This window comes from Paenibacillus sp. FSL H8-0537 (assembly GCF_038051995.1).
In the GTDB taxonomy this organism is placed as follows: Bacteria; Bacillota; Bacilli; order Paenibacillales; family Paenibacillaceae; genus Pristimantibacillus.
Window position 1 is genome coordinate 754702 of sequence record NZ_CP150290.1, and the last position, 24066, is coordinate 778767.

At 46.7% G+C, this 24066-nt stretch carries 21 protein-coding genes; 20 read left to right on the top strand and 1 reads right to left on the bottom strand.

What is annotated here, in order from left to right; all coding sequences use genetic code 11:
* The first annotated feature begins 168 nt into the window (after positions 1–168).
* The 17 genes from MHB80_RS03180 (at position 169) to MHB80_RS03260 (ending at position 20612) form a co-directional block, all read left to right on the top strand.
* Positions 169–2247, top strand: coding sequence for a LamG-like jellyroll fold domain-containing protein (locus MHB80_RS03180; RefSeq protein ID WP_341280808.1), 2079 nt, complete (start codon positions 169–171; stop codon positions 2245–2247).
* A gap of 155 nt (positions 2248–2402) precedes the next feature.
* Positions 2403–2975: a TetR/AcrR family transcriptional regulator gene (locus MHB80_RS03185; RefSeq protein WP_341280809.1), complete on the top strand. Its 573-nt coding sequence runs from the start codon at positions 2403–2405 to the stop codon at positions 2973–2975.
* Between the two features lie 339 nt (positions 2976–3314).
* On the top strand, positions 3315–4067 hold the full coding sequence (locus tag MHB80_RS03190) for an SDR family NAD(P)-dependent oxidoreductase (protein WP_341280810.1): 753 nt from the start codon (positions 3315–3317) through the stop codon (positions 4065–4067).
* 48 nt (positions 4068–4115) lie between these two features.
* Positions 4116–5201, top strand: a complete 1086-nt coding sequence (locus MHB80_RS03195; RefSeq protein WP_341280811.1) for an alkene reductase — start codon at positions 4116–4118, stop codon at positions 5199–5201.
* 72 nt (positions 5202–5273) lie between these two features.
* The gene (locus MHB80_RS03200; RefSeq protein ID WP_341280812.1) at positions 5274–6272 is read left to right on the top strand and encodes an NADP-dependent oxidoreductase; all 999 of its coding nucleotides are present in this window, start codon (positions 5274–5276) and stop codon (positions 6270–6272) included.
* Positions 6273–6325: 53 nt separating this feature from the next.
* Entirely contained in the window at positions 6326–6904 is a 579-nt protein-coding gene (locus MHB80_RS03205; RefSeq protein ID WP_341280813.1) for a TetR/AcrR family transcriptional regulator, read from the top strand.
* Between the two features lie 225 nt (positions 6905–7129).
* Positions 7130–7342 carry a hypothetical protein gene (locus MHB80_RS03210; RefSeq protein ID WP_341280814.1) on the top strand — a complete coding sequence of 71 codons (213 nt, stop codon included), beginning with the start codon at positions 7130–7132 and terminating at the stop codon, positions 7340–7342.
* A 364-nt stretch (positions 7343–7706) separates the two neighbouring features.
* Entirely contained in the window at positions 7707–8489 is a 783-nt protein-coding gene (locus tag MHB80_RS03215) for an SDR family oxidoreductase (protein WP_341280815.1), read from the top strand.
* A gap of 136 nt (positions 8490–8625) precedes the next feature.
* Positions 8626–9711 (top strand): S-layer homology domain-containing protein, encoded by a 1086-nt coding sequence (locus MHB80_RS03220; RefSeq protein ID WP_341280816.1) that lies wholly within the window; start codon positions 8626–8628, stop codon positions 9709–9711.
* Between the two features lie 240 nt (positions 9712–9951).
* Positions 9952–11499 (top strand): response regulator, encoded by a 1548-nt coding sequence (locus MHB80_RS03225; RefSeq protein ID WP_341280817.1) that lies wholly within the window; start codon positions 9952–9954, stop codon positions 11497–11499.
* 200 nt (positions 11500–11699) lie between these two features.
* Positions 11700–12674, top strand: a complete 975-nt coding sequence (locus MHB80_RS03230) for an ABC transporter permease subunit (protein WP_341280818.1) — start codon at positions 11700–11702, stop codon at positions 12672–12674.
* Between the two features lie 17 nt (positions 12675–12691).
* Positions 12692–13561, top strand: a complete 870-nt coding sequence (locus MHB80_RS03235; protein ID WP_341280819.1) for a carbohydrate ABC transporter permease — start codon at positions 12692–12694, stop codon at positions 13559–13561.
* A gap of 29 nt (positions 13562–13590) precedes the next feature.
* Positions 13591–15264 carry an ABC transporter substrate-binding protein gene (locus MHB80_RS03240; protein WP_341280820.1) on the top strand — a complete coding sequence of 558 codons (1674 nt, stop codon included), beginning with the start codon at positions 13591–13593 and terminating at the stop codon, positions 15262–15264.
* A gap of 171 nt (positions 15265–15435) precedes the next feature.
* The gene (locus MHB80_RS03245) at positions 15436–17208 is read left to right on the top strand and encodes a sensor histidine kinase (protein ID WP_341280821.1); all 1773 of its coding nucleotides are present in this window, start codon (positions 15436–15438) and stop codon (positions 17206–17208) included.
* On the top strand, positions 17186–18478 hold the full coding sequence (locus tag MHB80_RS03250) for an extracellular solute-binding protein (RefSeq protein WP_341280822.1): 1293 nt from the start codon (positions 17186–17188) through the stop codon (positions 18476–18478). The genes MHB80_RS03245 and MHB80_RS03250 overlap by 23 nt, the downstream gene beginning before the upstream one ends.
* A 55-nt stretch (positions 18479–18533) precedes the next feature.
* A complete protein-coding gene (locus MHB80_RS03255; RefSeq protein WP_341280823.1) occupies positions 18534–20105 on the top strand; it encodes an ABC-F family ATP-binding cassette domain-containing protein in 1572 nt (523 codons plus the stop codon).
* Between the two features lie 72 nt (positions 20106–20177).
* A complete protein-coding gene (locus tag MHB80_RS03260) occupies positions 20178–20612 on the top strand; it encodes a GNAT family N-acetyltransferase (protein WP_341280824.1) in 435 nt (144 codons plus the stop codon).
* A gap of 101 nt (positions 20613–20713) precedes the next feature.
* Here the strand turns inward: MHB80_RS03260 and MHB80_RS03265 are convergent, their stop codons facing one another.
* Positions 20714–21367 (bottom strand): YfbR-like 5'-deoxynucleotidase, encoded by a 654-nt coding sequence (locus tag MHB80_RS03265; RefSeq protein WP_341280825.1) that lies wholly within the window; start codon positions 21365–21367, stop codon positions 20714–20716.
* A 156-nt stretch (positions 21368–21523) separates the two neighbouring features.
* On the opposite strand from MHB80_RS03265, the gene MHB80_RS03270 reads away from it, so the two are divergent.
* The 3 genes from MHB80_RS03270 to MHB80_RS03280 all read left to right on the top strand — a co-directional run bounded on the left by MHB80_RS03270 (position 21524) and on the right by MHB80_RS03280 (position 24054).
* Entirely contained in the window at positions 21524–21682 is a 159-nt protein-coding gene (locus tag MHB80_RS03270; RefSeq protein ID WP_341280826.1) for a hypothetical protein, read from the top strand.
* A 501-nt stretch (positions 21683–22183) separates the two neighbouring features.
* Positions 22184–23149, top strand: coding sequence for an ABC transporter permease subunit (locus MHB80_RS03275; protein ID WP_341282846.1), 966 nt, complete (start codon positions 22184–22186; stop codon positions 23147–23149).
* Between the two features lie 17 nt (positions 23150–23166).
* The gene (locus MHB80_RS03280) at positions 23167–24054 is read left to right on the top strand and encodes a carbohydrate ABC transporter permease (RefSeq protein ID WP_341280827.1); all 888 of its coding nucleotides are present in this window, start codon (positions 23167–23169) and stop codon (positions 24052–24054) included.
* The last annotated feature ends 12 nt before the right edge of the window (positions 24055–24066 follow it).

Genomic DNA, 24066 nt, shown 5'->3' on the forward strand with positions numbered 1-24066 from the left:
AATACTTTATTTTCTGCTGGCAGCTGCTGCATCTTCATGGACAAGAAGTGTGGTGATTCGTTTAGCTTTTGAATGTTGATGAGTTAGGTCTTTGAGACTATTCAAATTTTACTATTAATTACTATAATTAGAATGTAAACCACTAGAATATGGAAGGGGAAAATGGAAATGGAATATTTTATAAAGAGAAATGTGATTTTTGTATTGTGCTTAGCGCTTGTCCTGTCAGCGGGGTCAGTCGGCTTTGTTTATCAGGCCAGCGCCGCTGCACTATTGGAGGATGGTTTTGATAGCGGGGTGGGCAACTGGACGGCCACTAGCGGAAGCTGGTCTGTTGTTCAAGACAATGGAAATGCGGTGTATTCCCAGTCGAGTACAAGCGAGGGCCGCACTTCTGCTGGCAGCCTGTCTTGGACGGATTATACGGTGGAAGCTGATGTGAAGATCGTTGACTTTAATGGGTCGACTAGAACGTATGTTACGGGCAGATACTTGAATGGAAATAACTTTTATGCAGCGTCCTTATATAATAGCAGTGGAGGCACGCTTGAAATAAGGAAAAAAGTAAGTGGTTCCACGACGACCTTAGCCAGCAAAACGAATTTTGGCCTAGCAACAGGTGTATGGTATAAGGTGAAGCTCGAAATGAGTGGAGCCTCGATTAAAATGTATGTGAACGGCCAACTGGAGCTTTCGGCAACTGATTCGAGCTTGACTGCGGGTGCGGCAGGCTTGGTTACGTTAAAGTCTATTGCTAAGTACGATAATGTAAGCGTTAACAATCTAAATGTGGTCCCAACGACACCAACACCTACGCCAAGCGCGACGCCAACGCCAACTCCGACGGTGCAGCCAACTACTACTCCCTCACCTAGCCCAACTGTAATGCCAACACCGACGCCTTCGCCAACGGCTGGGCAGACGGGCGAGTATAATTTGGCTGGCTTTGCCGAAGGGAACACAGGAGGAGGGGCCCTTCCAGAAACGGACGCCGCTTATATTAAAGTTTATAATGCGACAGATCTTGCCGTTGCGCTGAAGAAAGGCTCAGGCTACAAGGTTGTGGAAATTATGAATGACCTCGATTTGGGCTGGAATGAGATCCCGGCAGCAGCGAAAGTCTCACCGTTCGCCTCTCACAACAGCGCATTAACGCACCCGGTTCTTCTCCATACAGGCGTCAGCAAAATTACAGTGGATGGCTTCACAGGCCTGACCATTTTCTCCGCCAACGGTGCGACGATCAAGCATGCTGCTTTTACCTTCAAAAGAAGCTCGAATGTCATCATTCGCAATCTTGCATTTGATGAGCTATGGGAGTGGGATGAAGCGACCAAGGGCGATTACGACAAAAATGACTGGGACTATATCACAATCGAAGAAAGCAGCAAGTTTTGGATCGATCACTGCACATTCCACAAAGCGTATGACGGATTGGTCGATGTGAAAAAAGGAAGCAATGGCGTCACCATTTCATGGTCCTCCTTCCTAAGTGATGACCGCAGCGCAGGCAGCTGGGTTACCCAGCAAATCAATGCGATGGAAGCGAACCCGTCCGCCTATCCGATGTATGCTTTTTTAAGAAGCAGTGCAGTGGGCCTGAGCAAGGATGATATTATCGCGGTGGCTGCCAGCCAAAAGAAAGGACATCTGGTTGGATCAACGGAGCTGGCCAGCGATAATGCTGCGCTTGAAGTAACGCTTCATCACAACTATTATCAGGATCAGCAGGACCGGATGCCTCGCCTGAGAGCTGGAAACGTCCACGCCTACAACATCGTCATAGACAGCGCAGGCGCTTGGAGCGCCAGATCACGGATTACTTCGGCGATGGAGACAGCCATTTCTGGCAATGGCTATCATTTTGGCATAACGAGCAACGGAGCGATTTCCACAGAGAATGGAGCTGTGCTGGTCGAAAAATCAGTCATTATCGACGTTTATTACCCGCTTCGCAATAATCAGAAGGATGCAAGCAATGCTGTCTATACGGGGAAAATAGCAGCCACAGATACGATCTATTCGCTGAATGGCACCACGTTTAGAGGAAATAGCGATACGGCGGGGAGCCCGCTATCTCCTGTGCCAGCAGCCATTATCCCTTTCTCCTGGAACGGCTTCACAACGCTTCCTTATAGCTATGCCGCAGATGATCCAGCGACGTTAAAAGCAAGGCTTGTTGCAGCAAATGGATCAGGATCAGGCAAGCTTTCGTGGGCTAAAGTGAATTGGCTGCAAACGAGTTAAGCGATGAGCTAAGCGTCCAAATTTTGCAGCAACCGATACAGTAGGCTTGTAGGAAAGAGCAAAGGTGATTAGAATCTCCTTTGCTCTTTCCTCTGTTTATTTGCAGTTTGCCAATCGTTCACTTAAATGTATAATGATTATTCGAGGTGATGACGATGGCAAGATCGAAGGAATTTGAAATTAATGAAGTATTAGATAAGGCCATACAACTATTTTGGGCACAAGGGTACGAGAAAACCTCAATGAATGAATTGGTCAACTTTATGGGCATCCATCGTAGAAGTATTTATGATACGTTTGGGGATAAGCATGCCTTGTTTATAAAAGCACTTGAACGATATGAAGCTAAGCAAGCCAATAAAATGAAATTTTTGGTTGAAAAGCGTTTGTCGGTCAAGGAAATCATTCGGAAGCTGTTTGAAGCGACAATAAAAAATGAAGGAGAGCCGCTAGGGTGTTTTCTCGTGAATTCAGGTGTGGAATTGGGTGTGCTGGATCCAGAAGTTGCATCCCTGGTTGAGGATAGTTATTCACGAACAGAGGAATTGTTGACTACCCTTGTACTGGAGGGTCAGCAATCGGGTGAAATCAAGACTGACTTTGAACCTAAAATGGTTTCCCATTATTTAATGAATGCGTGGTTGGGGCTGCGTACGCTGGTTAAGACAACAAAGGATCAACAAAAATTAAAAAATATTATTGATATGACACTGTCCATTTTAGACTAAAAGTGGTATTCCAGCATGGCTGGCAAAAGGAGTCCGCTAAATGGAAGCTTGTTTGTTGCTGGTGTGCAAGTTCCCTCTTGTCCCTCTAGTGCAAGTAGGAGCTTGTATCCCATGCTTGGAACAAACCAAGGCGTGCCGCTCCCAAAGGGATCATTTTAGCCATAAGTTTTAGCCATAAGTTTCAATTATAAAAAAATTCTTTACTGTTCGTTCTAGAAATGATATGCTAACAGCAAGTTAGATCTAACTCCTTTTTTTTTGCCCTATTAAGAACGATCGTTCTATAATTAGCTTTCAACTCATTTACACGAATCTGCATGTTATGAAGGAGAGAATAAGATGAAATACACAGTTATTACAGGAGCGAGCTCAGGGATCGGATATGAGACGGCATTGGCGTTTGCTGCACGTGGCAAAAACTTAATTTTGGTAGCAAGAAGATTGGATAAATTAGAGGAGCTTAAATCAACCATTCAGGAAATGGACCCTAATGTAAAGGTCATTGTTCGTACAAGCGACCTGTCTGTTACAGATCAGGCCTACACCCTATATAGCGAGCTAAAGGAATACCAAATTGAGACTTGGATTAACAATGCGGGGCTCGGCGAAGCTGCTTTTGTAGCAGACCAGAATTTGGACAAAGTCCAAACGATGCTGCGTGTTAACATCGAATCCTTGACGATCCTCTCTACCCTATATGTGCGAGATTATGCAGAGGTCGAAGGAACTCAGTTAATTAATGTCTCATCCGCACTTGGATATGCCATTGCTGTTGGGAGTGTTTCTTATTCTGCATCTAAATATTACGTTAGTGCCTTCACAGAAGGGCTTGCAAAAGAATTAGAACTGAAAGGTGCAAAACTAAAGGCAAAGGTGTTAGCACCAGCAATAACGGAAACGGAATTCGTGAAGAAATCATTAGGAGCAGAAGAATTTGATTACAAAGCGAACATGCCTAAGTACCATACTGCCAACGAAATGGCGGGCTTCATGGTGAAGCTTTATGATAGCAACGAAGTGGTAGGAATTGTAGACCAGAACTATGAATTCAATCTGCGAGGCCAAATCTATCCGGTTATTTCAGAATTATAAATTCACTTCTTATATTTATTGACTACATTGAAGAAGGAGAGTGCCCGTTTGAAAAAATTGTGGAGCAAAACGAAAATTGGAGCTTTGGAATTACCTCATCGTTTAGCAATGGCACCAATGACTCGCAGTAGATCGCAAGAAGATGGTACACCAGGAGAGCTAACTTCCCTTTATTATGCTCAGCGAGCGTCAATGGGACTCCTTATTACGGAAGGCGCACAGCCTTCTGATGATGGGCAAGGTTACTTATGGTCTCCTGGGATCTATAGGGATGAACATATAGAAGGGTGGAAAAAGGTTACAGATGCCGTGCATGATGCAGGCGGGTATTTGTATATCCAATTGATGCATGCCGGTCGCATGGCGCACCCTGACAATACCCCACATCATCGCCAGACTGTTGCGCCATCTGCTATCGCACCGGGTGTGGAAATGTTCACCGCTAAAGGTATGCAGGACATTCCCGTTCCTCGTGAGTTAAGTGAAGCGGATATTCAAACGACCATTGCAGATTTTCGGAAAGCGGCAGCAGCTGCTATTAAAGCAGGTGCGGATGGCGTTGAAATTCACGGAGCCAATGGTTATCTGATTAATCAATTTATCGGAGAAAATTCGAATACACGGACGGATGGATACGGGGGATCTATAGAAAATCGTGCTCGCTTTGCGATCGAAGTAACGAAAGCCATCGTCGAAGAAATTGGAGCAGACAGAACAGGCTTCCGTATCTCCCCCGGGACTCCTCTAGGTGGGATTCAAGATGGTGAACAAGGTCCTGAACTTTATCGGTACCTTGTAAAGGAATTAGCCCAATTGGATTTAGCTTACCTTCATGTTATGCATCTTGGAAATGAAAAGCTGCTCCAAGACATTCGCTCAATCTGGACGAAGCCATTGCTAATCAATCGGGCTGGAAGAGCTCTGGAGAATCTCAGTGTGGATATAGATAGTGGTCTCGCTGATTTGGTTCCTGTAGGTGTATGGTCATTAGCCAATCCCGATTTAGTGGAACGACTGCAAAAAGGTGCGCCGCTAAATGAAGCCGATCCGACAACCTTTTTTGGTCTGGGCAGTAAAGGGTACACGGATTATCCTACGTTGGAAGAATTAGAAGCGCAAGCGGGGTTACAATAGCATAAAGAGTGAAATATGGCGTACAACTGAAAATTGTGCGCCATATTTTAATCTAAAGGAAGAGGATGAAAGATGAAAGCAGCACAAATACAGAACTATTCAAAAAAAATCCAAGTTGAATGGAATGAGATTAACATTCCACAAATCAATAGCCATGAGGTGCTTGTCAAAGTAAAAGCTGCAGGCGTAAATCCGCTGGACATTCTTAATCTGAATGGCAGCGTTCGGATGATTGCCGACTATAAGCTCCCATTAACGTTAGGGAATGAACTATCGGGCGTTATTGAAGCCGTTGGTGATGCTGTGTTGAATTTTAAGGTTGGGGACGCTGTTTATACGAGGCTGCCGCTTCATAAAATCGGTGCTTTTGCTGAATATGCGGCCGTGCATGAAGATGCTTTATCCATTATGCCTGGCAATTTATCTTTTATGGAAGCTGCTGCGGTACCTCTTACTGCCTTGACCGCTTATCAAGCCTTGCACGATGTGCTCCTCGCCCAGCCGAATAAAAAGCTATTCATTCCTGGAGGAACCGGAGGCTTTGGCGCCATGGCAATCCCCATTGCCAAATCAATGGGATTATATGTGATTACAAGTGGCAGTGAAAGAGGCAAATCACGCACACTGTCGCTCGGGGCCGATCAATTCATCAATTATAAGACGGAAAATTATGCGGACATGCTGTCCGATATCGATTATGTGATCGACACCTTGGGCAGCAAAGAGATCAAGGCTGAGCTGAGCATTTTAAAGCCGCAAGGGAAATTGGTATCCTTAAAGGCCGGACCTAATTATCGCTTTGCGGTTGACCATCATTTTCCGATGTGGAAAAAAGCGTTGTTTGCTCTAGCGGGTGCCCGCTTTGACTCTTTAGCACGTAAGAACCAAAATGAATATCGTTTTTTATTTGTGCAAGCTAATGGCAGTCAATTGCAAGAAATCACTAAGCTTATTGAAAAAGAAAATATTAAGCCCTCTATAGATGCAGCTTATACGTTTAATGACCTTAATAAGGCGTTGTTAAAAGTGTCGACGGGTCACTCCCAGGGTAAAGTGATTGTGACCTTCTAAATACTAAACAATTTCAGTGAAGCGGCTCGCGTTTCTTGACAGGGGGAATCCAAATGGCCAGAAGCAAAGAGTTCGAAGAGTCCGTTGTATTAGATAAAGCGATGAGACTTTTTTGGGAACAGGGCTACGAGAAGACTTCCATGGCCGATCTGGTCAATCAAATGGGAATCCACCGTAGAAGCTTATATGACACATTTGTTGACAAACATACGCTGTTTCTAAAGGCAGTAGAGCTATATGATCATAAAACCAGCACCGCACTTGCAGCAAGGGTAAAGCGCTCCAAAACGGCAACGGAAGCCCTTCAGTCTATTGTTGCGTTCTTGATCTGCGGAGAAGAGAAGCCGGCTTCTGGATGCTTAATCGTGAATTCGACGGTGGAATTGGCGGCTCGCGATGCAGATATGAATAACAGATCGATAGAGATGTTTTCGAATGCAGAGCAGCTATGCAAGGACATTATTCGATGGGGGCAGCAAGAGGGCGAGTTCACATCAGAGTACGATGCTGGGGAATTGGCCGAATATATGCATAATGTATGGGTTGGGTTAAGAGTGATGGCCAGAACTTCGCTTGGAAAAGAAAAACTTCTCCGAATAGCTTATCTATCTATGCAGCTTATCGTAAAATGACAGTTTTTTTGCATAATTAGAATGATCGTTCTAATTATTTAATGCAGTGCTGTGAATTCTAGCGATCTGAAAAATGCTATTAATATGACTTAAACTCTAGGATGTGTATGCAAATGGAAGTCTTCTTGCTGCTCCTTGCTCAGTACGTATTCGAGGCCAATCTCCTCTGACCATTCAAGGCTTAAGGAGCCACAGCATGCGATTGTTGCAGAGAGTACAGTCGCTGTGAACACAGTTGCAGAAAGCACAGTCGCAGAAAGCACAGTTGTAGAGAGCACAGTTGCAGAGAGTGCAGTCGCAGAAAGCACAGTCGCTGTGAACACAGTTGCAGAAGAAAGTAATGTTGCAGAGAGCAATGTTGCTGAGAATACGTCGTTGCTCGTTTTGGAAGCTCATTCCTTTTTTCGCGGACTGAGGTTCCGCTATACTGGCTCTTAATCCTATTTCAGGCCTTATGCGGACAGGAGATCCGCTATTGCCTCCATAATCCTCTGAAACTGACGATGAGCAGCGCATTAGCGGCTCCTGAGTCCGCAGCCGGTGCTAAAACAGTGATTCGGTTGAAATAGCGGCTGCTGTGTCCTCCAAGTCTATCTTTGTGTCTTCGTGCAGGGAGCAAAGCTCAGAAAAGAGCAGCATGAAGCTGCCTTTTAGTAAGTAGGCTCATATTTATGAGTTGTGTCATTCTCGGTAGTAGAGGGAAGACGTTTGAACGCTGGCTTCTTATAGGATCGCTTCTTTCGGGATCTAGCTCGCTTGCGTTTGCATACATGTCCTAAAATAAAAATAAGGTGGGCTCAAAATGAGAAAGACCGTTTTAATCACAGGAGTATCCGGTGGGATCGGCAAAGAGTTAGCAGATCGTTTTGCCAAGGATGGACATAACATCGTGCTGGTGGCTCGCAGCGAGGGTAAAATATTGGAGCTTGCGCAGGAGTATCAGAATAAATATGGCATTCAAACGACGGTCATTGCCAAGGATGTTGCGGCAACTGGGGTTCCAGTGGAGATTTTCAACGAGCTTAAGGAGAAGGAAATCGTCGTTGACTATCTTGTCAACAATGCCGGCTTCGGTCTGTTTGGGACTTTTATGGAGACGGATATGGAGCAGGAAATAAATATGATTGACGTTAATATCAAGGCTCTGACGGTTATGACGAAGCTTTTCTTGCCGGAGATGATTAAACGTGGACATGGCGGAGTGTTGAATGTGGCTTCATTGGTGGGCTTCTTCCCTGGACCGATGATGTCGGTTTATTACGCGACGAAGGCATACGTGTTATCGTTTACCGAGGCTTTGGAGAACGAAATAAGCGGAACAGGAGTTACGGTGACGGCACTGTGCCCAGGGCTGACATCAACTGGTTTTGTTGATCGTTCAGGCATGGGGGCATCGAAGATGGTGAAAGGCGTGATCATGGAAGCCAGTCAGGTGGCTGAAGAAGGATATCGAGGTTTTTTGCGTGGCCAGACGTTAATTATGCCAGGTGCTCGAAACCGGCTCATCGCCTTTATACCGCGGTTGTTGCCTCGAAAGTTGATGACCCGCATCATTAGATTTTCACAGGATAGAACAGGGCATTGATGGCTCAATCTAAAAATTGGCGGTTGAAAAAATAATTATAGCCCCTCTAAAAAAACACTTCGAAAATCCACCAATTATGCCGATAGATTACTTGATAGCTAAAATACAGAGATACTCGAAGGGAGAGCGTTTACTCATGAAATTAGTAAAGTTAAGTGTAATGATTTGCTTGCTTTTAAGTCTAGCGAGTACGACTTTATTCGCCGCGACTACGAAATCAACAGCTGATTTCACGGATTTGAAGGATTTGGATGCTGCTACGAAAGCCAAGTTCGATGCACTGATTAGTAAGGGGATTTTCGAGGGTGTTTCGGAAGGCACATTTGGGCTGAAGGAAGAGATGAATCGCGCTCAATTTGCAAAGGTAGCTGCTTTGATTTTTGGTTTGAAAGTGGATTCTGAGCTTAAAACATCAAGCTTTAAAGATGTAGGTGCTGATAGTGAATCCTACGGTTATGCCTTGCCTTATATCGAAGCTCTTAAAACAGCAGGAATTACAGATGGATACGGGGAAGGCATTTACAACCCGGCGGGTAAAGTTACGAAAGAGCAGCTGGCAACCTTCTTGATCAAAGGATTGGGCAAACAAGCAGATGCGAAGCAAACACCGGGTGTTACCGACAATTCGGTATCCGAATGGGCTAAGGGTTATGTCGCTTATGCGCTTGACAAAAAGCTTGTGAGCAATAACCCTGATGGAACGTTCGGGGGGAAAAGCAATGCCACAAGAGAAATGCTTACTGTCACTTCCTATGAAGTAGCTGTACAGACAGGTGTTGTAGACGATGTTGTTCCTTCGCCAACACCAACACCAACACCAACACCAACACCAACACCAACACCTACTCCATCGCCAACATCGACATCGGCTTCATCATCAACCAATAGTCCGGCAGCAACGCCAACACCGGAGCCAACGGCGACGCCGACACCGGAGCAATCGGCAACGCCGACGCCAGAACCAACGGCAACGCCAACACCAGAGCCGACGGCAACACCAACACCGGAGCCAACGGCAACGCCGACGCCAGAACCAACGGCAACGCCAACACCAGAGCCAACGGCAACGCCGACGCCAGAACCGACGGCAACGCCGACGCTTCCACCAATCCCTACACCATACATCCCGATGCCAACACCATACATCCCGATGCCAACGCCATACATCCCGATGCCGACACCATACATCCCGACACCACCAATCCCAACGGAAATACCGTAACGGGAGTCAGGGAAGGCATTAATATCGACAACATTCATGATATTATTATTTATGAACAATAAAGAGCAAGGGCAGTTAAAGCTGCCTTTGCTTTTTTTGCTATTACTGTTAATTGTACTTCTCTAATGGTGCTTCTCTTTGCACAAATCCCTTTCATTGCTTGGTTTGTCATAGCAAGGTAAAATCTAGTATAGTGGGAGTTGCTTTTATCAGGCTGGCAACAGGGCAGGGGGAGTAGCGGTGTACAAGGTTCTCTTGGTTGATGATGAATGGCTCATTCTTGACGGTATTTCTTCCGTGATGGATTGGGCGAGGCTAGGTACACAATTAATAGGAACAGCGCAAAATGGTTTGGAAGCGCTAACAATAGTGAGGGAAAGTCCGCCCGACATCGTCATTACCGACATTCGCATGCCGGGAATGGATGGCTTGCAGCTCGTAGCAGCTGTTGCGGCGCAGTATCCCTGGATTTCTTTTATTATGCTGACGGGTTTCTCGGAATTCGATTATGCGAAAACCGCTATGCAGCATGGGGTGAAGCACTATTTACTGAAGCCGTGCAGCGAGGAAAGCTTGGTGGAGGCCATCACGGAGATCGTGCAGGAGAAGCAGGAACGGGCCAGCCAGGAGAGCTTCGTACAATCGATCAAGTATGATTTAGAGCGCGTGCTGCCGCATGCCAAGGAGCATTTTCTAAAGGAGTTCGTAACGAATAAAACCTATGGGGTAAGAGAATGGCAGTATTTTGGCGACCTGTTCGGGCTGCATTTCCAAACGCAAAGCGTACGCCTGCTGCTGGTGGAAATCGAGGGCGAGCATGAGTATGAGCATCTGTTTGCTGTCAAAAATATTGCCGAGGATATCTTTCCCAATCCCATACTCTGCTCTACCGTAGGCCAGCATGTCCTGCTGCTCATGGAGGACGAGCTGTCAGAGGCGCAATTTTTCGAGAAAATCGACAGCATCCGCGCCACCTTCATGAAATATTATCATTTTGACCTGACCGCCGCCCTCAGCGAGCCGGGAGAGCTGGCACAGGCGCGGCGTTTATATGCGCAGACACTCGTCTGCTTGAACCACCGCTTCTATCTCGGTGAAGGCAGTCTTATTATGGAGCGCGACATTTCCTTATCTGGCGAAAGGGACAGCTCTGAATGGGAGTATGACCAAGGGCGTTTAGTGACAGCGATTAAAGCAGGGCATTGGGAGGAGGCGGAAAAAGAGCTGCGGCAAATGTTTCAGCTGCTTTCTGATCTGCGCTATGACATATCCAAAACGAAATCATATCTGATTCAGATGTTTATGGAATTAATCCGGCTTTGTGGGCCTTCCGAAATGAAAACGTATATGGATAAGCTCCCAGATTTAATCGAAACGAGCACCTTGCAGTCCTTTCAGCAATATGTAATGGGCATTGCCCAAGAGATTGCTCTCCACAACTATGAGCGGAATCGGTGCAGACAATCGCAGATGGTGCTTCACATGAAAAATATTGTCCAAAGCCGCTTCAAGGATGAATCGCTGACTTTGCAATCCATTGCCGGGGAGATTTATATGAATCCGGATTACATAAGCAAAATGTTCAAGAAGGAGACAGGGGAAAAGTTTACGAACTACATGATGAGCTTTCGGATTCAAAAGGCGTTGGAGATTATCAGCCAAAGCGGGGAATTTACGATAGCGGCGCTGGCCGAGGAAACGGGCTTCGGCGGCAATTCATCTTATTTTAGCAAAATGTTTAAGAAGTATACGGGATTTTCTCCTTCGGAATATAAAAAAACGCCATAGGCTTGTCATTTATATTATGGATATCACTTTACACCCTGAAGTCGTCGAAATACGACCGCAGGGTGTTTTTTGCGAATATAAGCAATTATACGGTTTTGAACATAAAACCATCGGAAATGAACATGTGAAAACCGGAGCCGTACTTGTATATTTATAAACATCAATATTAACCGATTAACATTTAGGGCGGAGGCAGAAGGATGGAGTTGAAGCTGGAGGAAGAGCAGCAACAGCTGCTCAAGGGCAGCGGAGCTGAAAAAAGCAAACTCGTTTTCCTCAAAAAGGAATGGATGCGGAATAAATATGTTTACCTCATGTTGATTCCGGTCCTAGCGTATTATTTCATTTTTCACTATGGACCGATGTACGGCCTGCTCATGGCTTTTCAAAAATCCTATAGTCCGATCAAAGGCATTTTGGAAGGGAAATGGATCGGCTTTGACAATTTTACGATGTTTTTTAACAGCTACTATTTTTGGCGAATTATTAAAAATACGTTGATCCTCAGCTTTTATAGCATTTTGTTTGGCTTTCCGGCACCGATTGTTTTGGCTTTGCTGCTTAATGAGGTCCGCAAAAAGTGGTTCAAGAGCACGGTACAGACAATCAGCTACATGCCCCACTTCATATCGGTCGTCGTTGTTGTCGGGATGCTGAAAACCTTCTCCTCGCTGGATGGCGGCCTGTTTAATGTGATTCGCAGCTTTTTTGACCTGCAGCCGATTATGTTTCTAGCGGAAAAGGATATGTTTCGGCCGATGTACATTCTTTCGAACATCTGGCAGGGGGCGGGCTGGGCATCGATTATTTTTCTGGCGGCGCTCAGCAATATTGATCCCCAGCTCTATGAAGCGGCCAAGATGGATGGTGCAGGCAGATGGAAGCAGCTGCTGCATATTACGCTCCCGGGCATTATGCCGACGGTTGTCATTATGTTGATTTTGCGTCTTGGTGCGGTTATGAACGCCGACTTCCAGAAAATTTTGCTCATGCAGACGGCACCGACCTATGAAACGTCAGACGTTATTTCCACCTTCATCTACCGTTCCGGCATTTTAGAAGGGAACTATACGTATTCGACCGCAATCGGATTAATTAACGGCATTATTAATTTCTCGCTGCTGTTAATGGCCAATGCGATTAGTAAAAAAGTGAATTCAACCAGTCTTTGGTAAACAGGAGGTGACCTACTATGAAACGCTCGTCAGGGGAACATATTTTTGACTTTTTCAATGTGATCATGCTGTGCTGCATCATAGCCGTATCCTTTTATCCCATGCTGTATGTATTGAATTCTTCGATTAGCGATCCGGATCAATTGCTGCGGTCGAGGTCGCTTATGCTGCTGCCCGAAGGCTTCCAGCTTGAGGCTTATAAATATGTGTTTCAAAATCCGAAAATTTATAACGGATACTTGAACACGCTATTTTATGTCGTAGCTGGAACGCTGGTCAATTTGCTGATGACGGCTTTAGCTGCCTATGCGCTGTCCAGAATGGATTTATTCGGCAGAAAAACGTTGATGCAGCTCATTACCTTTACGATGTTTTTTGGCGGCGGCATGATTCCGAGCTTCCTGCTTATTCAGAATTTGGGGCTGGTGGATACTCGCCTGGCAATGATCATCCCGGGTGCCATCAGCACCTTCTACTTCCTGATTATGAAAACGAGCTTTGAGAGCATTCCAATCAGCTTGATCGAGTCCGCCAAGCTGGATGGAGCGAATGATTTTCTAATCTTGTTTCGCATCGTCCTGCCCTTATCCAAATCCATTCTGGCGGTCATGTCGCTGTACTATGCTGTAGACCATTGGAATGATTATGTGGGCCCGATGCTTTATTTGCGAAGCCAGGAGCTGTATCCGATTCAGATTGTCATGCGGGATATTTTGATTAGCAGCAGTACGGAATCGATGGGGGCAGGCGTGGACACGGGTTTTGCAATTGGAGAAAACATTAAATACGCCACGATTATTATTTCTACACTGCCGATTATGCTGGTGTATCCGTTTATTCAAAGGTTTTTTGTTCAAGGCGCTTTAATTGGTGCCGTGAAACAATAAAAATCAATTACTTTGTGGAGGCGATTTTGATGAAAAGAAAAATGGGGTTGGTCCTTTTATCCTCGGCGCTGCTAGTCGGCCTGATGTCGGCATGCTCGCAAAACAATACAGCCAATGAAGGAGCCGCAGCAGGCAGTCCGGCTAATACGCAGTCGTCAGAATCGCCAGCCGGTGGAGAGAAGCTGACGGAAATTCCGCTGCCGATTACGAATGAAGCATTCACGATTAATTATTGGCGTGCGAATGATGCGAAGCTGACCGCCTCGATGGATAACTTTGGCGAAATGGCTTCCTATAAGAAAAAGGAAGAGCTGACGGGCATCAAGGTGAAATTTACCCACCCGCCGCTGGGACAGCAAAAGGATCAGTTCAATTTGCTCATTGCCACGAAGGAGCTTCCAGACGTCATCTACTACAACTGGGCGGATGCAGTAGGCGGCCCTGAGAAAATGATTGAGGATGGCCGAATTATCCGCTTGAACGAGCTGATCGACCAATACGCGCCAAATCTGAAGAACATCATTGAATCCGACCCGGATGTGAAGAAGCAAATTGCGCTCGATGACGGCACGATCTATATGTTCCCGCTCCTGAAGCTGGATGCGCTCAAGCTGAATGCGACATCGGGCCCCATTGTGCGCAAGGATTGGCTTGATAAGCTTGGATTGAAAGCGCCTACAACGATTGATGAGTGGCATACGGTGCTTAAGGCTTTCAAGGAACAGGACCCGAACGGCAATGGCAAGGCGGATGAGCTCCCGTTTACCGGCAATTGGGGACCGGGCAATTTGACGAAGCTGCATGACTTTTCTCCAGCCTTCGGAGTCATTGGCGGCTTTGAAATGAAGGGAGGAAAGGTGGCTTTCGGTCCAATTGAGCCCGAATATAAGAATTTCCTGGAAACGATGGCCGTGTGGTATAAAGAAGGGCTGATCGATCCGGAAATTATGACGAACGACGGCAAATCTTTTGACTATAAAATAACGAATAATTTAGCCGGTTCCTACTTGGGCGGTGTGTTCAGCGGCATGGGCAAATATTTTAATCTGATGAGAGATACCGACCCAAGCTTTAATTTGACAGGTGTTCCATGGCCAGTATCGCCGGATGGCAATGCTTATGCGACCTTCAACATGAACAATAAAGTGCTGAGCTATGGCGAAGCGATCACATCAAGCGCGGATGAAGACCAGCTGAAATATATGGTGCAATGGATGGATTTTAATTACAGTCCGCAAGGCAGCGACTTGTTTAACTTCGGCATCGAGGGCGAGAGCTACGAGAAAGACGGCGACGCCATTACGTTTACGGATATCATCACGGATAATCCGAGCGGTTTGACCTATGATCAGGCGCTGGCTTCCTATGCGCTTTCGATTATGGATGGCCCAATCAATCAGGACAGCAAATATTTGGACGCCCTCCTGTTCGATCAAGGGCAGCGGGATGCCAACACCGAGTGGATGAAAGCGAGCTCCGAGCTGACGCTTCCTCCTATCCGCCTGACGATGGACGAAGCGAGCACGGTTACTTCCATTATGAGCCAAGTCAATACGTACTTGAATGAGACGATGACAGCGATCATTAACGGGCAGAAGCCGATTTCCGAGTTTGACAAAATGGTAGAGACGATTAAGAGCATGGGCATTAAGCAAGCTGTCGAAATGCACCAAGCGGCTTACGAGAGATACCAAGCGAAATAAGCGGCAGCGTAAAAAATGCATAGACGGATGAAGGCTGCTGATTGGGGCGCAAAACGCCCCAAAGTAGTCTTTTCTTTGTGAAAATAGAGCTCCGGGTTCCCCTAGTGTATCTGGTTGTTACCGATTGTGTTATATCTAGTGTATGACCTGTGCAAAGGAGCGCTCTGTTTAATGGCGATATATCGAAATCTGAGCATCAAGCGAAAAATGTTTCTCATGGTCTTTCTGATCATGACCCTTATCATTACGATTGCTTACAGCTCCTTATATTACGCCTATTCGATTTATGACAAACAGCTGTATGACAAATCCTATCGGCTGTTGAATTTATCGTCTACAACGGTAGATATGGAGCTGAAGAAGCTGGAGTCGATGTCGCTTACCATTATTGCAGATTCTCAAATTCAGCAGGGATTAAAGGATTTGCTTCAGGACGATGCGGAATATACTGGCTATATGACTCGCAAGAAGATAACCGATCAATTGTGGACGCATATTAGCACCGCTGAACGTTATGTGCAATCTGTTCATCTTATCGATTCCAGGCAGATGGTCAGCAAGTATGGGGAATCCCCCTCTTTCTCGGAGGAGAAATATGCCCACATGATGAAAGAAGCTGTAGCAGGAAAAGGAGAAGTCCGCTGGCTTTACCCGGATGATTCCGACCCTATGCTAATTATGGTCAGGGAAGTGCGGGCGTATGAGCCCTTGACGCTTGCGCCCATTGGCATTTTATTTTTGCGGATTAATATGGAGAGACTGGTTGAGGACTATGCGGGCACTGCAAGTCACAGTAGTGATATTCTGCTTAAAGCAGGGGAGGAGGTCGTCTATCCGTACGGGCAAATGCCCGAAGGTGTTGCTGAAGCACTTCAGCCGCTACAGGCGGGAGACGGCTACGAGATTAAGAAGGTGAACAGCGAGACGACCTTCCTGTCGCAGAGAAAATCCTCCTATACGGGCTGGATGTATTACAATATCGTCCCTTACAATCATATTTTCGAAACGGTCGTGTGGCTGAAAAATTTGCTGGTTATCGTCTATGGCTTGACCTTTGTTGTCGTTGTTGCTATTGGGATGGCCTTCGCCAGAAGCTTGACGAGACCCATTCGCCAGTTAATCGGCCAGATGAAAGAGGTGCAGTATGGCGATCTGGACAGCATGGATGCAAGCATGACCGCGCCATCGTTTCAGCAAATGGATGAAGTAGGGCTGCTGCAGCGAACGTATCGAATGATGATTACACGCATTAATACGCTGATTAAAGAAAATTACGCCAGCCAGCTGATCATTAAGGAAACGGAGTTCAAGGCGCTGCAGGCGCAAATTAATCCTCATTTTTTGTATAATGCGCTTGATTCCATCCATTGGCTGGCCAAGAAAAATGCGCAGCAGCAAATATCCAGCATGGTCGTCTCGCTTGGTTATTTGCTGCGCTCCTCGATCAGCCTAAAGCAAAATGTCATTACGGTTGCGGAGGAGCTTGAAACGGTGAAGCATTATATTACGATTCAAAAATACCGATTTCAAAATCGGTTGGATTTTCATATGGATGTGCCTGCTTCCTGTCATGCAGCTGCAATTCCTAAGCTTACCCTGCAGCCTTTATTGGAAAATGCCGTTCAATACGGTTTGGAGCCTATGATCGAGCCCTGCACGATCCGGCTTTATGCGGAATGGGCCGAAGGAAAGCTTGCGCTCATTGTCGAGGACTGCGGGCCGGGCATGGAGGAAGCGTACGCGCAGCGTGTACTGAGTGGAGAGGCGGAAGCGCGAGGGAACGGGATAGGCATTTTGAATATCAAAAATCGAATCAAGCTCGCTTTCGGCGAAAGCTATGGGCTGCGAATTGACAGTCGAGCGGGGGGCGGTACGAAGGTCAGCGTCCTTATTCCGCTTTTGCAGGGGGATGAAGCAGAAGATGCGAACGACGATCCGAATTAGCGTAATGCTGTGCTTGTTAGCCGCTCTCTGGGGCTGTGTTCCTGGGCAGTCCGACCCGCTGAACAAGCTGAAGGAGGAGCCGATTACGCTTCGCATCGCTTGGTGGGGCAATGAATTTCGCAACCATGCAACCATTGAGGTTATTCATATGTATGAGGAGCTGAATCCCCATATTAACATTGAGTTTGAATACAGCGCTTTCAATGAGTATTGGAGGAAGCTTGCACCATACGCGGCGGGCAATGCGCTGCCGGATATCATTCAGATGGATATTTCGTATTTGTCCCAGTACAGCTCGCTTGAGTTGCTGGAGGATTTGGAGCCGTATATTCAAAGCGGCTTGCTGGACGCCTCCAGCATCAATGAAAGCAATCTTTCCAACGGGAAATGGGGAGGGAAATTATATGGCATGAATTTGGGCGTTAACGCTCTTTTTGCCGTATATGACCCCGAGGTATTCAAGGCTAACGGCATAGTGCCGCCAACGGCCTCGTGGACTTGGGCGGATTTTGACCAAATGGGGGAGCAGTTGAAGGGCAAAGGCATTTATTTAGGAACGGTGCTAACGCCGGAGCAATTTTTTGCCTATTTTCTTAGACAGCATGGCTTCACCTTGTTTGCAGAAGATGGCACTAGTCTAGGTTACGAGGATGACAAGCTGTTTATCGACTATTTTGGACGGATGCAGAGGCTGGCGTTGGATAAGCTGATCTTTTTGCCAGATATTTGGACGACCGAAACTAATAAATCCGACGCAGACCCCTTTTATAGAGGAGAGGCTTTATTAGGCTGGGGCTACTCCAATCAGTACATCAACATCGTTGAGCGTTACAGCAAACAGCTGGCTATTGTGCCGCTGCCTGGGCCAAACAGCAAGCAAGGGCTATTTTTGAAGCCGGGCATGTTTTTCTCGATTACAAAAAATTCGAAAAATAAAGAGGAGGCGGCTAAATTTATTAGCTTCTTCGTCAACGATCTGGAGGCAAACAAGCTATTGAAGGGAGAGAGAGGCGTGCCCGTATCCTCCAGATTAAAGGAGGAGCTGAAGCCGTTTGTTGAGCCTGAGCTTGCTCAGATTTTTGAATATCTCGATTGGGTGGAGAAAAATAGCAGTCCCATGGACCCGCCAGACCCGGTCGGAACGGCAGAAGTGACCGTAGTGCTGCGTGATCTTCATGATCTGCTGCTATTTGGCAAAATAACGCCCGAGGAAGCGGCCGCCGAGTTTCGGATGAAGGCAAGCGAAATTTTGGCGCGCAACAAAAAATAAAGAACGTCTAATGTTATAATGGCTAGTAGACTGACGGAGCTAGAAGGGTGATGGCATGAGTGTAATTCGGTTGGAAAATGTGACAAAGAAATATGAAGAGGCTATGATTTTTCGCGATATTTATTTTCGCGTGAGCCAGGGGGAAAGAATTGGTCTCATTGGGCGAAATGGGGCCGGCAAGTCGACGGTGTTCAAGCTCATTATGGGGAAAGAAGAGCCAACAAGCGGCAAAGTGGAAATAGATCCGAAGGTGAAAATCGGGTATTTCTCGCAATTTTCAGAAATGCGCGGAAGCCTGTCTGTCCAGCAGGAGCTGGAAATGTGCTTCGAGCAGGTTGCTCTGATTGAACGGGAGCTGCAAGCGGTTGGGGAAAAGCTGGGCTTGGTTTCGGATGATGACGAAATGAATGACCTGCTGGCGAGGCAGGCGGAGCTTTTCGAGCAAATGGACCATTTGGATGGCTGGAACGTTTCCGTCGAGATCAACACGGTTCTGACGAAGCTGGGCTTCAACGATCGTTCACGCCATCAGCCCATCGATGAGTTGTCTGGCGGCTGGAGAAACCGTGCGGCTTTAGCGAAAATGCTAATTGAGCTGCCCGATGTTGTATTGCTTGATGAGCCGACAAACTACTTGGATATGGAAGGCATCGCGTGGCTGGAGCAGTGGCTTTACCGGTTTAATGGCGCCATGATCTTGATCTCACATGATCGGCAGTTTATCGACAAGGTCGTCACGCAAATCATCGAGATTGAAAATTATCATTTTCAGCCATACGATGGCAATTATACGGACTATATTCGCAAGAAGAAGCTGCGCAAGAAGGAGCTTGACCGCCAGTTCGAGTGGGAGGAAGAGCTGCTGCTGATGGAGTCGGAAGCCATCGACAGCCGCGCCAGCAAAAAATCGTCCAAAGATCGGTTATCCCGCAAATTGGCGGATAATAAGAAGCGAGCCCAGCCCAATCCGGTGAACGTGCTGATTACGGATATTTACGAGAAGCTGCGTTTCCCGGACAAGCTGTGCGAGGTCAAGCAAATCGGACAAACCTATGAGGAGCGCTCTATTTTTCAGAACATCAGCTTTGACATTCAGAAGGAGGATCGCCTCGTCATCGTTGGCCCGAACGGGAGCGGAAAGTCCACGCTGATCAAGGTGCTGACGGGGCAGGAGAAGCCTGAATCCGGCGAGGTTACTTGGGAAAAAGGAGTCAGCTACGCGTATTTCAACCGGATGTGGGAGGAGCTTGATCCTAAGGATACGGTGAGCCATGCCGTCAATACGTACGGTCTAGGACTCGATGCTCCGCGGAAAAAGGTAAATAAATTTCTGTCGATGCTGCAATTTTCCGAGATGGATTTAAGCAAAGTCATTGGTAGTCTTTCCGGTGGGCAAATGGCCCGAGTTGCCTTGGCTAAATGCCTGCTTTCAGGTGCAGCGGTTATCATATTGGATGAGCCGACGAATCATCTGGATTTAACGAGCATTCAGGTGATGGAGCAGGCGCTGATTCATTTTCCTGGCGCTGTCGTTACCGTAAGCCATGACCGGTTTTTCATTGATAAAATTGGCACAAAGATGCTGGTGTTCGACCCGGAATTAGGTATTACGCAGCAAAATCTATAATAGGGGATGATGCCGATGAACTATACTTTTCCGAAAATCGTAAGGGAGCAGAAGTGCAGACTGGAAAATCTCATGGCTCTTTTTCTGCATGATCTTTCTGAATATGCAGACGATATTAAAATAGATGATACCGGCATGCATCGTTTTGATGTGTTGGACTTGTTTTTTGAAAAGGATGGGCTGACGCCCTTTTTCATCCAAGCGGATGGTGAGCTTATTGGATTTATCCTGATTCAGAGCGGCGCGTATACTAATCCAGAGCATGCTGATTATGTATTAAATTCTTTTTTTATGTTAAAAAGATATCGGGGTAAAGGGATGGGAACGGCTGCAGCATTAGCCTTTTTCGAAGGTTACCCGGGAAGGTATTGCTGCGGGCAATTAAAACGAAACGTTCCGGCGATAAAGTTTTGGAAGAAGGTTTATGCAGCGAGAAAAGTGGAATATTATGAACTGGAAAGAGAAGAGGACGGCCAACCAGTTGTCGAGCAATATTTTAAAGTGTAAATGTACTAATTTGCTGAAAAGCTCAAAAAAACGGTACTTCATCAAAAAAGATGGAGTTCCGTTTTTTTTATTGAAATATAGGAATGAAACGCGCCGCGCTGCTAAAGGACAGCGACGACCGTTTCACCTTGCGCCAGCGCTTCTTCTGTTATTTTGCGAATATCGATGGGGGAGAGGGTGCCTTCATGAATAATATCCGGCAGAATATGCTCGAGGAAATACTTTACGCAGTGGAGATTAATGTTTTTGATTTTAATGATGGCGTAGCGGTACATGACGATAAATTCTTTCTCGGTATTGCCGCGCTGCAGCTCAGCGAAAGCCTCGTATACCTGATCCATTTTATCAGCGACTTCCAAAATCAGGCCCTCTACCGAATGGTCCTTGCCCTCGCGCAGCTGCCTGCGAAAAATAGCCTGAAATTCCTCGGGAATATTGTCCTGAATAAAATGCTCGACCATGCCATCCTCAACCTGCTGCAGCATCGAGCGCAGTTCAAGGGAATAATGCTTGACGGGCGTCTTAATGTCTCCGATAAAAATTTCCCCATAATCATGACTGCTTGTAATTTCATAAAGCTTCTTCCAGTCAATCGCGACGCCGTGCTGCTCCTCGATATCGGCTAGCGTCTTGGCGTACTGGACGACTTTCCAGGAGTGAGCCGACACGCTGTGCTCTTCGAACTTGAATTTGCCAGGAGTACGGATAATGCGTTCTAAATCGTTAAGCGATCTAAAGTACGTATGAATGCCCATAAGTGCCATCATCCTTTATTTAGTTGAGTATGATTCGACTATACGCCAGGTATGTCAACTCAGGATTAACGCCATGTGTCGCTCAGGTCAATTTTCAAATTCATTGATAGCGATAACAGGAATGGCATAGATCCAAGCAAGGGACAGGGAGGCGTCATGTATCGTAATCAGCACCCAAAGTCGGATTTATTAAGTATTCGCCGCTTTATGGAGCAGCATTTTGATGAGCCTGCATTTGCAGCATGGCTTCGTCAGGAAGAGCCTCCGCCGAAGCTGTTGATTACCATCGGCGCGGAAGAACAACCGGTTCCTTGATTTGAAGGACTGAGGTTCCGCTATTCTAGCTTTTGCTGCGATATCAGGCCGTAAGCGGACAGAAAATCCGCTATGGCTCTCATCAGCCCATCAAAATCGCCATTTGCAGCGTATTAGCTGCTCCTGAGTCCGCAGCTTGTGCCATAACACGTAATCCTGTTGAAATAGCGGCAGCTGTGTCCACCAAGTCTAGCTTCAAACAGAGAGCCCTCCTGAAACGAAGAGCATGAAGCTGCCTTTCGGCACGTATTTCACATTCATGAGGTGTGAACTTCCATTTGCATACACGCCCTAGTTAATTGAAAATAGATCTTTGCATTTAGGCAGGTCCATGCGCATAAGCATGGGCCTGTTTATTTTGCAGCGAATCCGAAAAATGAGCCCTAAATACGAAATTTGAAGCCTTACTGGAACGGAGGCTGCCGTCTACAATGGATAAAGAAGGCATTTCAGTCTGAAGAGCACGATTCCAATGTAGTATGGGGGATTTAGACGGTGAAAATACGGCACGAAGCACAGTCGGCGGCAGCGCTTGCGGCAAGCACGAGAGCGGCCAAGCGCAGCAGATGGTTCAGGAAGCTGTACGGCCAGAGGCATGTGCAGGTGATGGCATTGTTTGGCATATTATGGATGATTATTTTTAATTATGTTCCCATGTACGGCATTATCATAGCGTTCAAAGAATTTAATATCGTTAAGCCCATCAGCGCGGCTCCTTGGGTAGGCTGGTCGCATTTTCAAGAGTTTTTCCAAGATGAGAGCTTTGTCAATGTGATGCGCAATACGCTGGGCATCAGCTTGATTAAGCTGGCAATCGGCTTTCCGCTGCCGATTATATTCGCTTTATTTTTGAACGAGGTAAGGTCGGTGCTGTTCAAAAGGTCGGTGCAGACGATATCCTATTTGCCGCATTTTCTATCGTGGGTTATCCTTGGCGGCATCCTGACGACTTGGCTGTCGGATGTCGGTATCGTTAACCATGTGCTGTTAGCGCTTAACGTCATTAAGGAACCGATCTCGTATCTGGCAGAGCCCGATTATTTCTGGGGCATTATTATTACCTCGGATATTTGGAAGGAGCTCGGCTGGTCCGCCATTATTTATTTGGCCGCGATTTCGAGCGTATCGCCCGAAATGTATGAGGCCGCTACGATTGACGGGGCGGGCCGCTTTCAAAAAATGTGGTACGTTACACTGCCGAGCATCAAAGCAACGATTTCGATTTTGTTCATTCTGGCAGTCAGTGGCGTCTTGAACTCCAACTTTGATCAAATTTTGGTGCTGAGAAACGCTTTAAATGAAAGCGCAAGCAATGTGATTGATATGTTCGTCTACCAGACAGGCATGCAGCAGGGACGGTATTCCTATGCAACCGCAGTCGGCTTGTTCAAATCCGTTATCGCCCTTATTTTGCTGCTCATCGCCAATCGTGTAACGAAAAAAATCAATAACACATCGTTGTTTTAGGAAGGAGGCGGCTGGCTTTGCTCAGTTTGAAACGAAAAACAAAGGGAGAAGCGGCATTCGACTTCTTCAACGGCTTTGGCATGCTGCTCGTGTGCTTTGCGACCCTGTATCCCATCTGGTACGTTCTCGTGAATGCATTCAATGAAGGGCAGGACGGCATGCGCGGCGGCATTTACTGGTGGCCACGGGTGTTCAGCATAGAAAGCTTCGAGGCGGTATTCCAGAGCGCGGGCATTATGACGGCAATGGGCATTACGGTAGCGAAAACGCTGCTTGGCGTACTGCTGCATGTTTTTTTCACCGCGATGGTAGCCTATGCATTTTCTCGCAGAGGGCTGATCGGCGGCAAGATTTACATTTTATTGGGCACGGTCACCTTGTTTTTCGGCGGCGGCCTGATCCCTACCTATTTGCTGATTAGAGATTTGCATCTGCTGGACAATTTTCTCGTGTACATTATTCCAGCGATGTTCAGCTTCTTCGATCTTATTATTTTCATGACCTTCTTCCGGGAAATTCCGGATGGGCTGGAGGAAGCGGCGAAAATCGACGGAGCGAATGACTGGGGCATTTTCCTCAAGGTGGTGCTGCCCGTATCGCTGCCGGTCATTGCGACGATTGCGCTGTTCCATGGGGTCTATCAGTGGAATGACTATTTTGCCGGCGTCATCTATATGAACAACATGGATTTGCAGCCGATCCAAACGTATTTGTACCGGGTAGTAGCACAGTCCAGTTCGAATCAGATGGTTGCCGCCATTCCGGGAGGCGTCGGCAAAACGGTTACGTCGCAGTCGATCAAGCTGGCAACGATGGTCGTCACGACGCTTCCGATTGTGCTGGTCTATCCTTTCCTGCAAAAGTATTTTGTCAAAGGCATGATGATTGGCTCTATTAAGGGCTAGTCTACAGTCTAC

Coding starts and splice junctions, on each gene's coding strand:
- MHB80_RS03205 (WP_341280813.1), top strand. CDS start 6,326: ATGGCCAGAAGCAAAGAGTTCGAAGAGTCCGTTGTATTAGATAAAGCG.
- MHB80_RS03220 (WP_341280816.1), top strand. CDS start 8,626: ATGAAATTAGTAAAGTTAAGTGTAATGATTTGCTTGCTTTTAAGTCTA.
- MHB80_RS03235 (WP_341280819.1), top strand. CDS start 12,692: ATGAAACGCTCGTCAGGGGAACATATTTTTGACTTTTTCAATGTGATC.
- MHB80_RS03255 (WP_341280823.1), top strand. CDS start 18,534: ATGAGTGTAATTCGGTTGGAAAATGTGACAAAGAAATATGAAGAGGCT.
- MHB80_RS03260 (WP_341280824.1), top strand. CDS start 20,178: ATGGCTCTTTTTCTGCATGATCTTTCTGAATATGCAGACGATATTAAA.
- MHB80_RS03240 (WP_341280820.1), top strand. CDS start 13,591: ATGAAAAGAAAAATGGGGTTGGTCCTTTTATCCTCGGCGCTGCTAGTC.
- MHB80_RS03265 (WP_341280825.1), bottom strand. CDS start 21,367: ATGGGCATTCATACGTACTTTAGATCGCTTAACGATTTAGAACGCATT.
- MHB80_RS03185 (WP_341280809.1), top strand. CDS start 2,403: ATGGCAAGATCGAAGGAATTTGAAATTAATGAAGTATTAGATAAGGCC.
- MHB80_RS03215 (WP_341280815.1), top strand. CDS start 7,707: ATGAGAAAGACCGTTTTAATCACAGGAGTATCCGGTGGGATCGGCAAA.
- MHB80_RS03270 (WP_341280826.1), top strand. CDS start 21,524: ATGTATCGTAATCAGCACCCAAAGTCGGATTTATTAAGTATTCGCCGC.
- MHB80_RS03190 (WP_341280810.1), top strand. CDS start 3,315: ATGAAATACACAGTTATTACAGGAGCGAGCTCAGGGATCGGATATGAG.
- MHB80_RS03230 (WP_341280818.1), top strand. CDS start 11,700: ATGGAGTTGAAGCTGGAGGAAGAGCAGCAACAGCTGCTCAAGGGCAGC.
- MHB80_RS03180 (WP_341280808.1), top strand. CDS start 169: ATGGAATATTTTATAAAGAGAAATGTGATTTTTGTATTGTGCTTAGCG.
- MHB80_RS03245 (WP_341280821.1), top strand. CDS start 15,436: ATGGCGATATATCGAAATCTGAGCATCAAGCGAAAAATGTTTCTCATG.
- MHB80_RS03250 (WP_341280822.1), top strand. CDS start 17,186: ATGCGAACGACGATCCGAATTAGCGTAATGCTGTGCTTGTTAGCCGCT.
- MHB80_RS03200 (WP_341280812.1), top strand. CDS start 5,274: ATGAAAGCAGCACAAATACAGAACTATTCAAAAAAAATCCAAGTTGAA.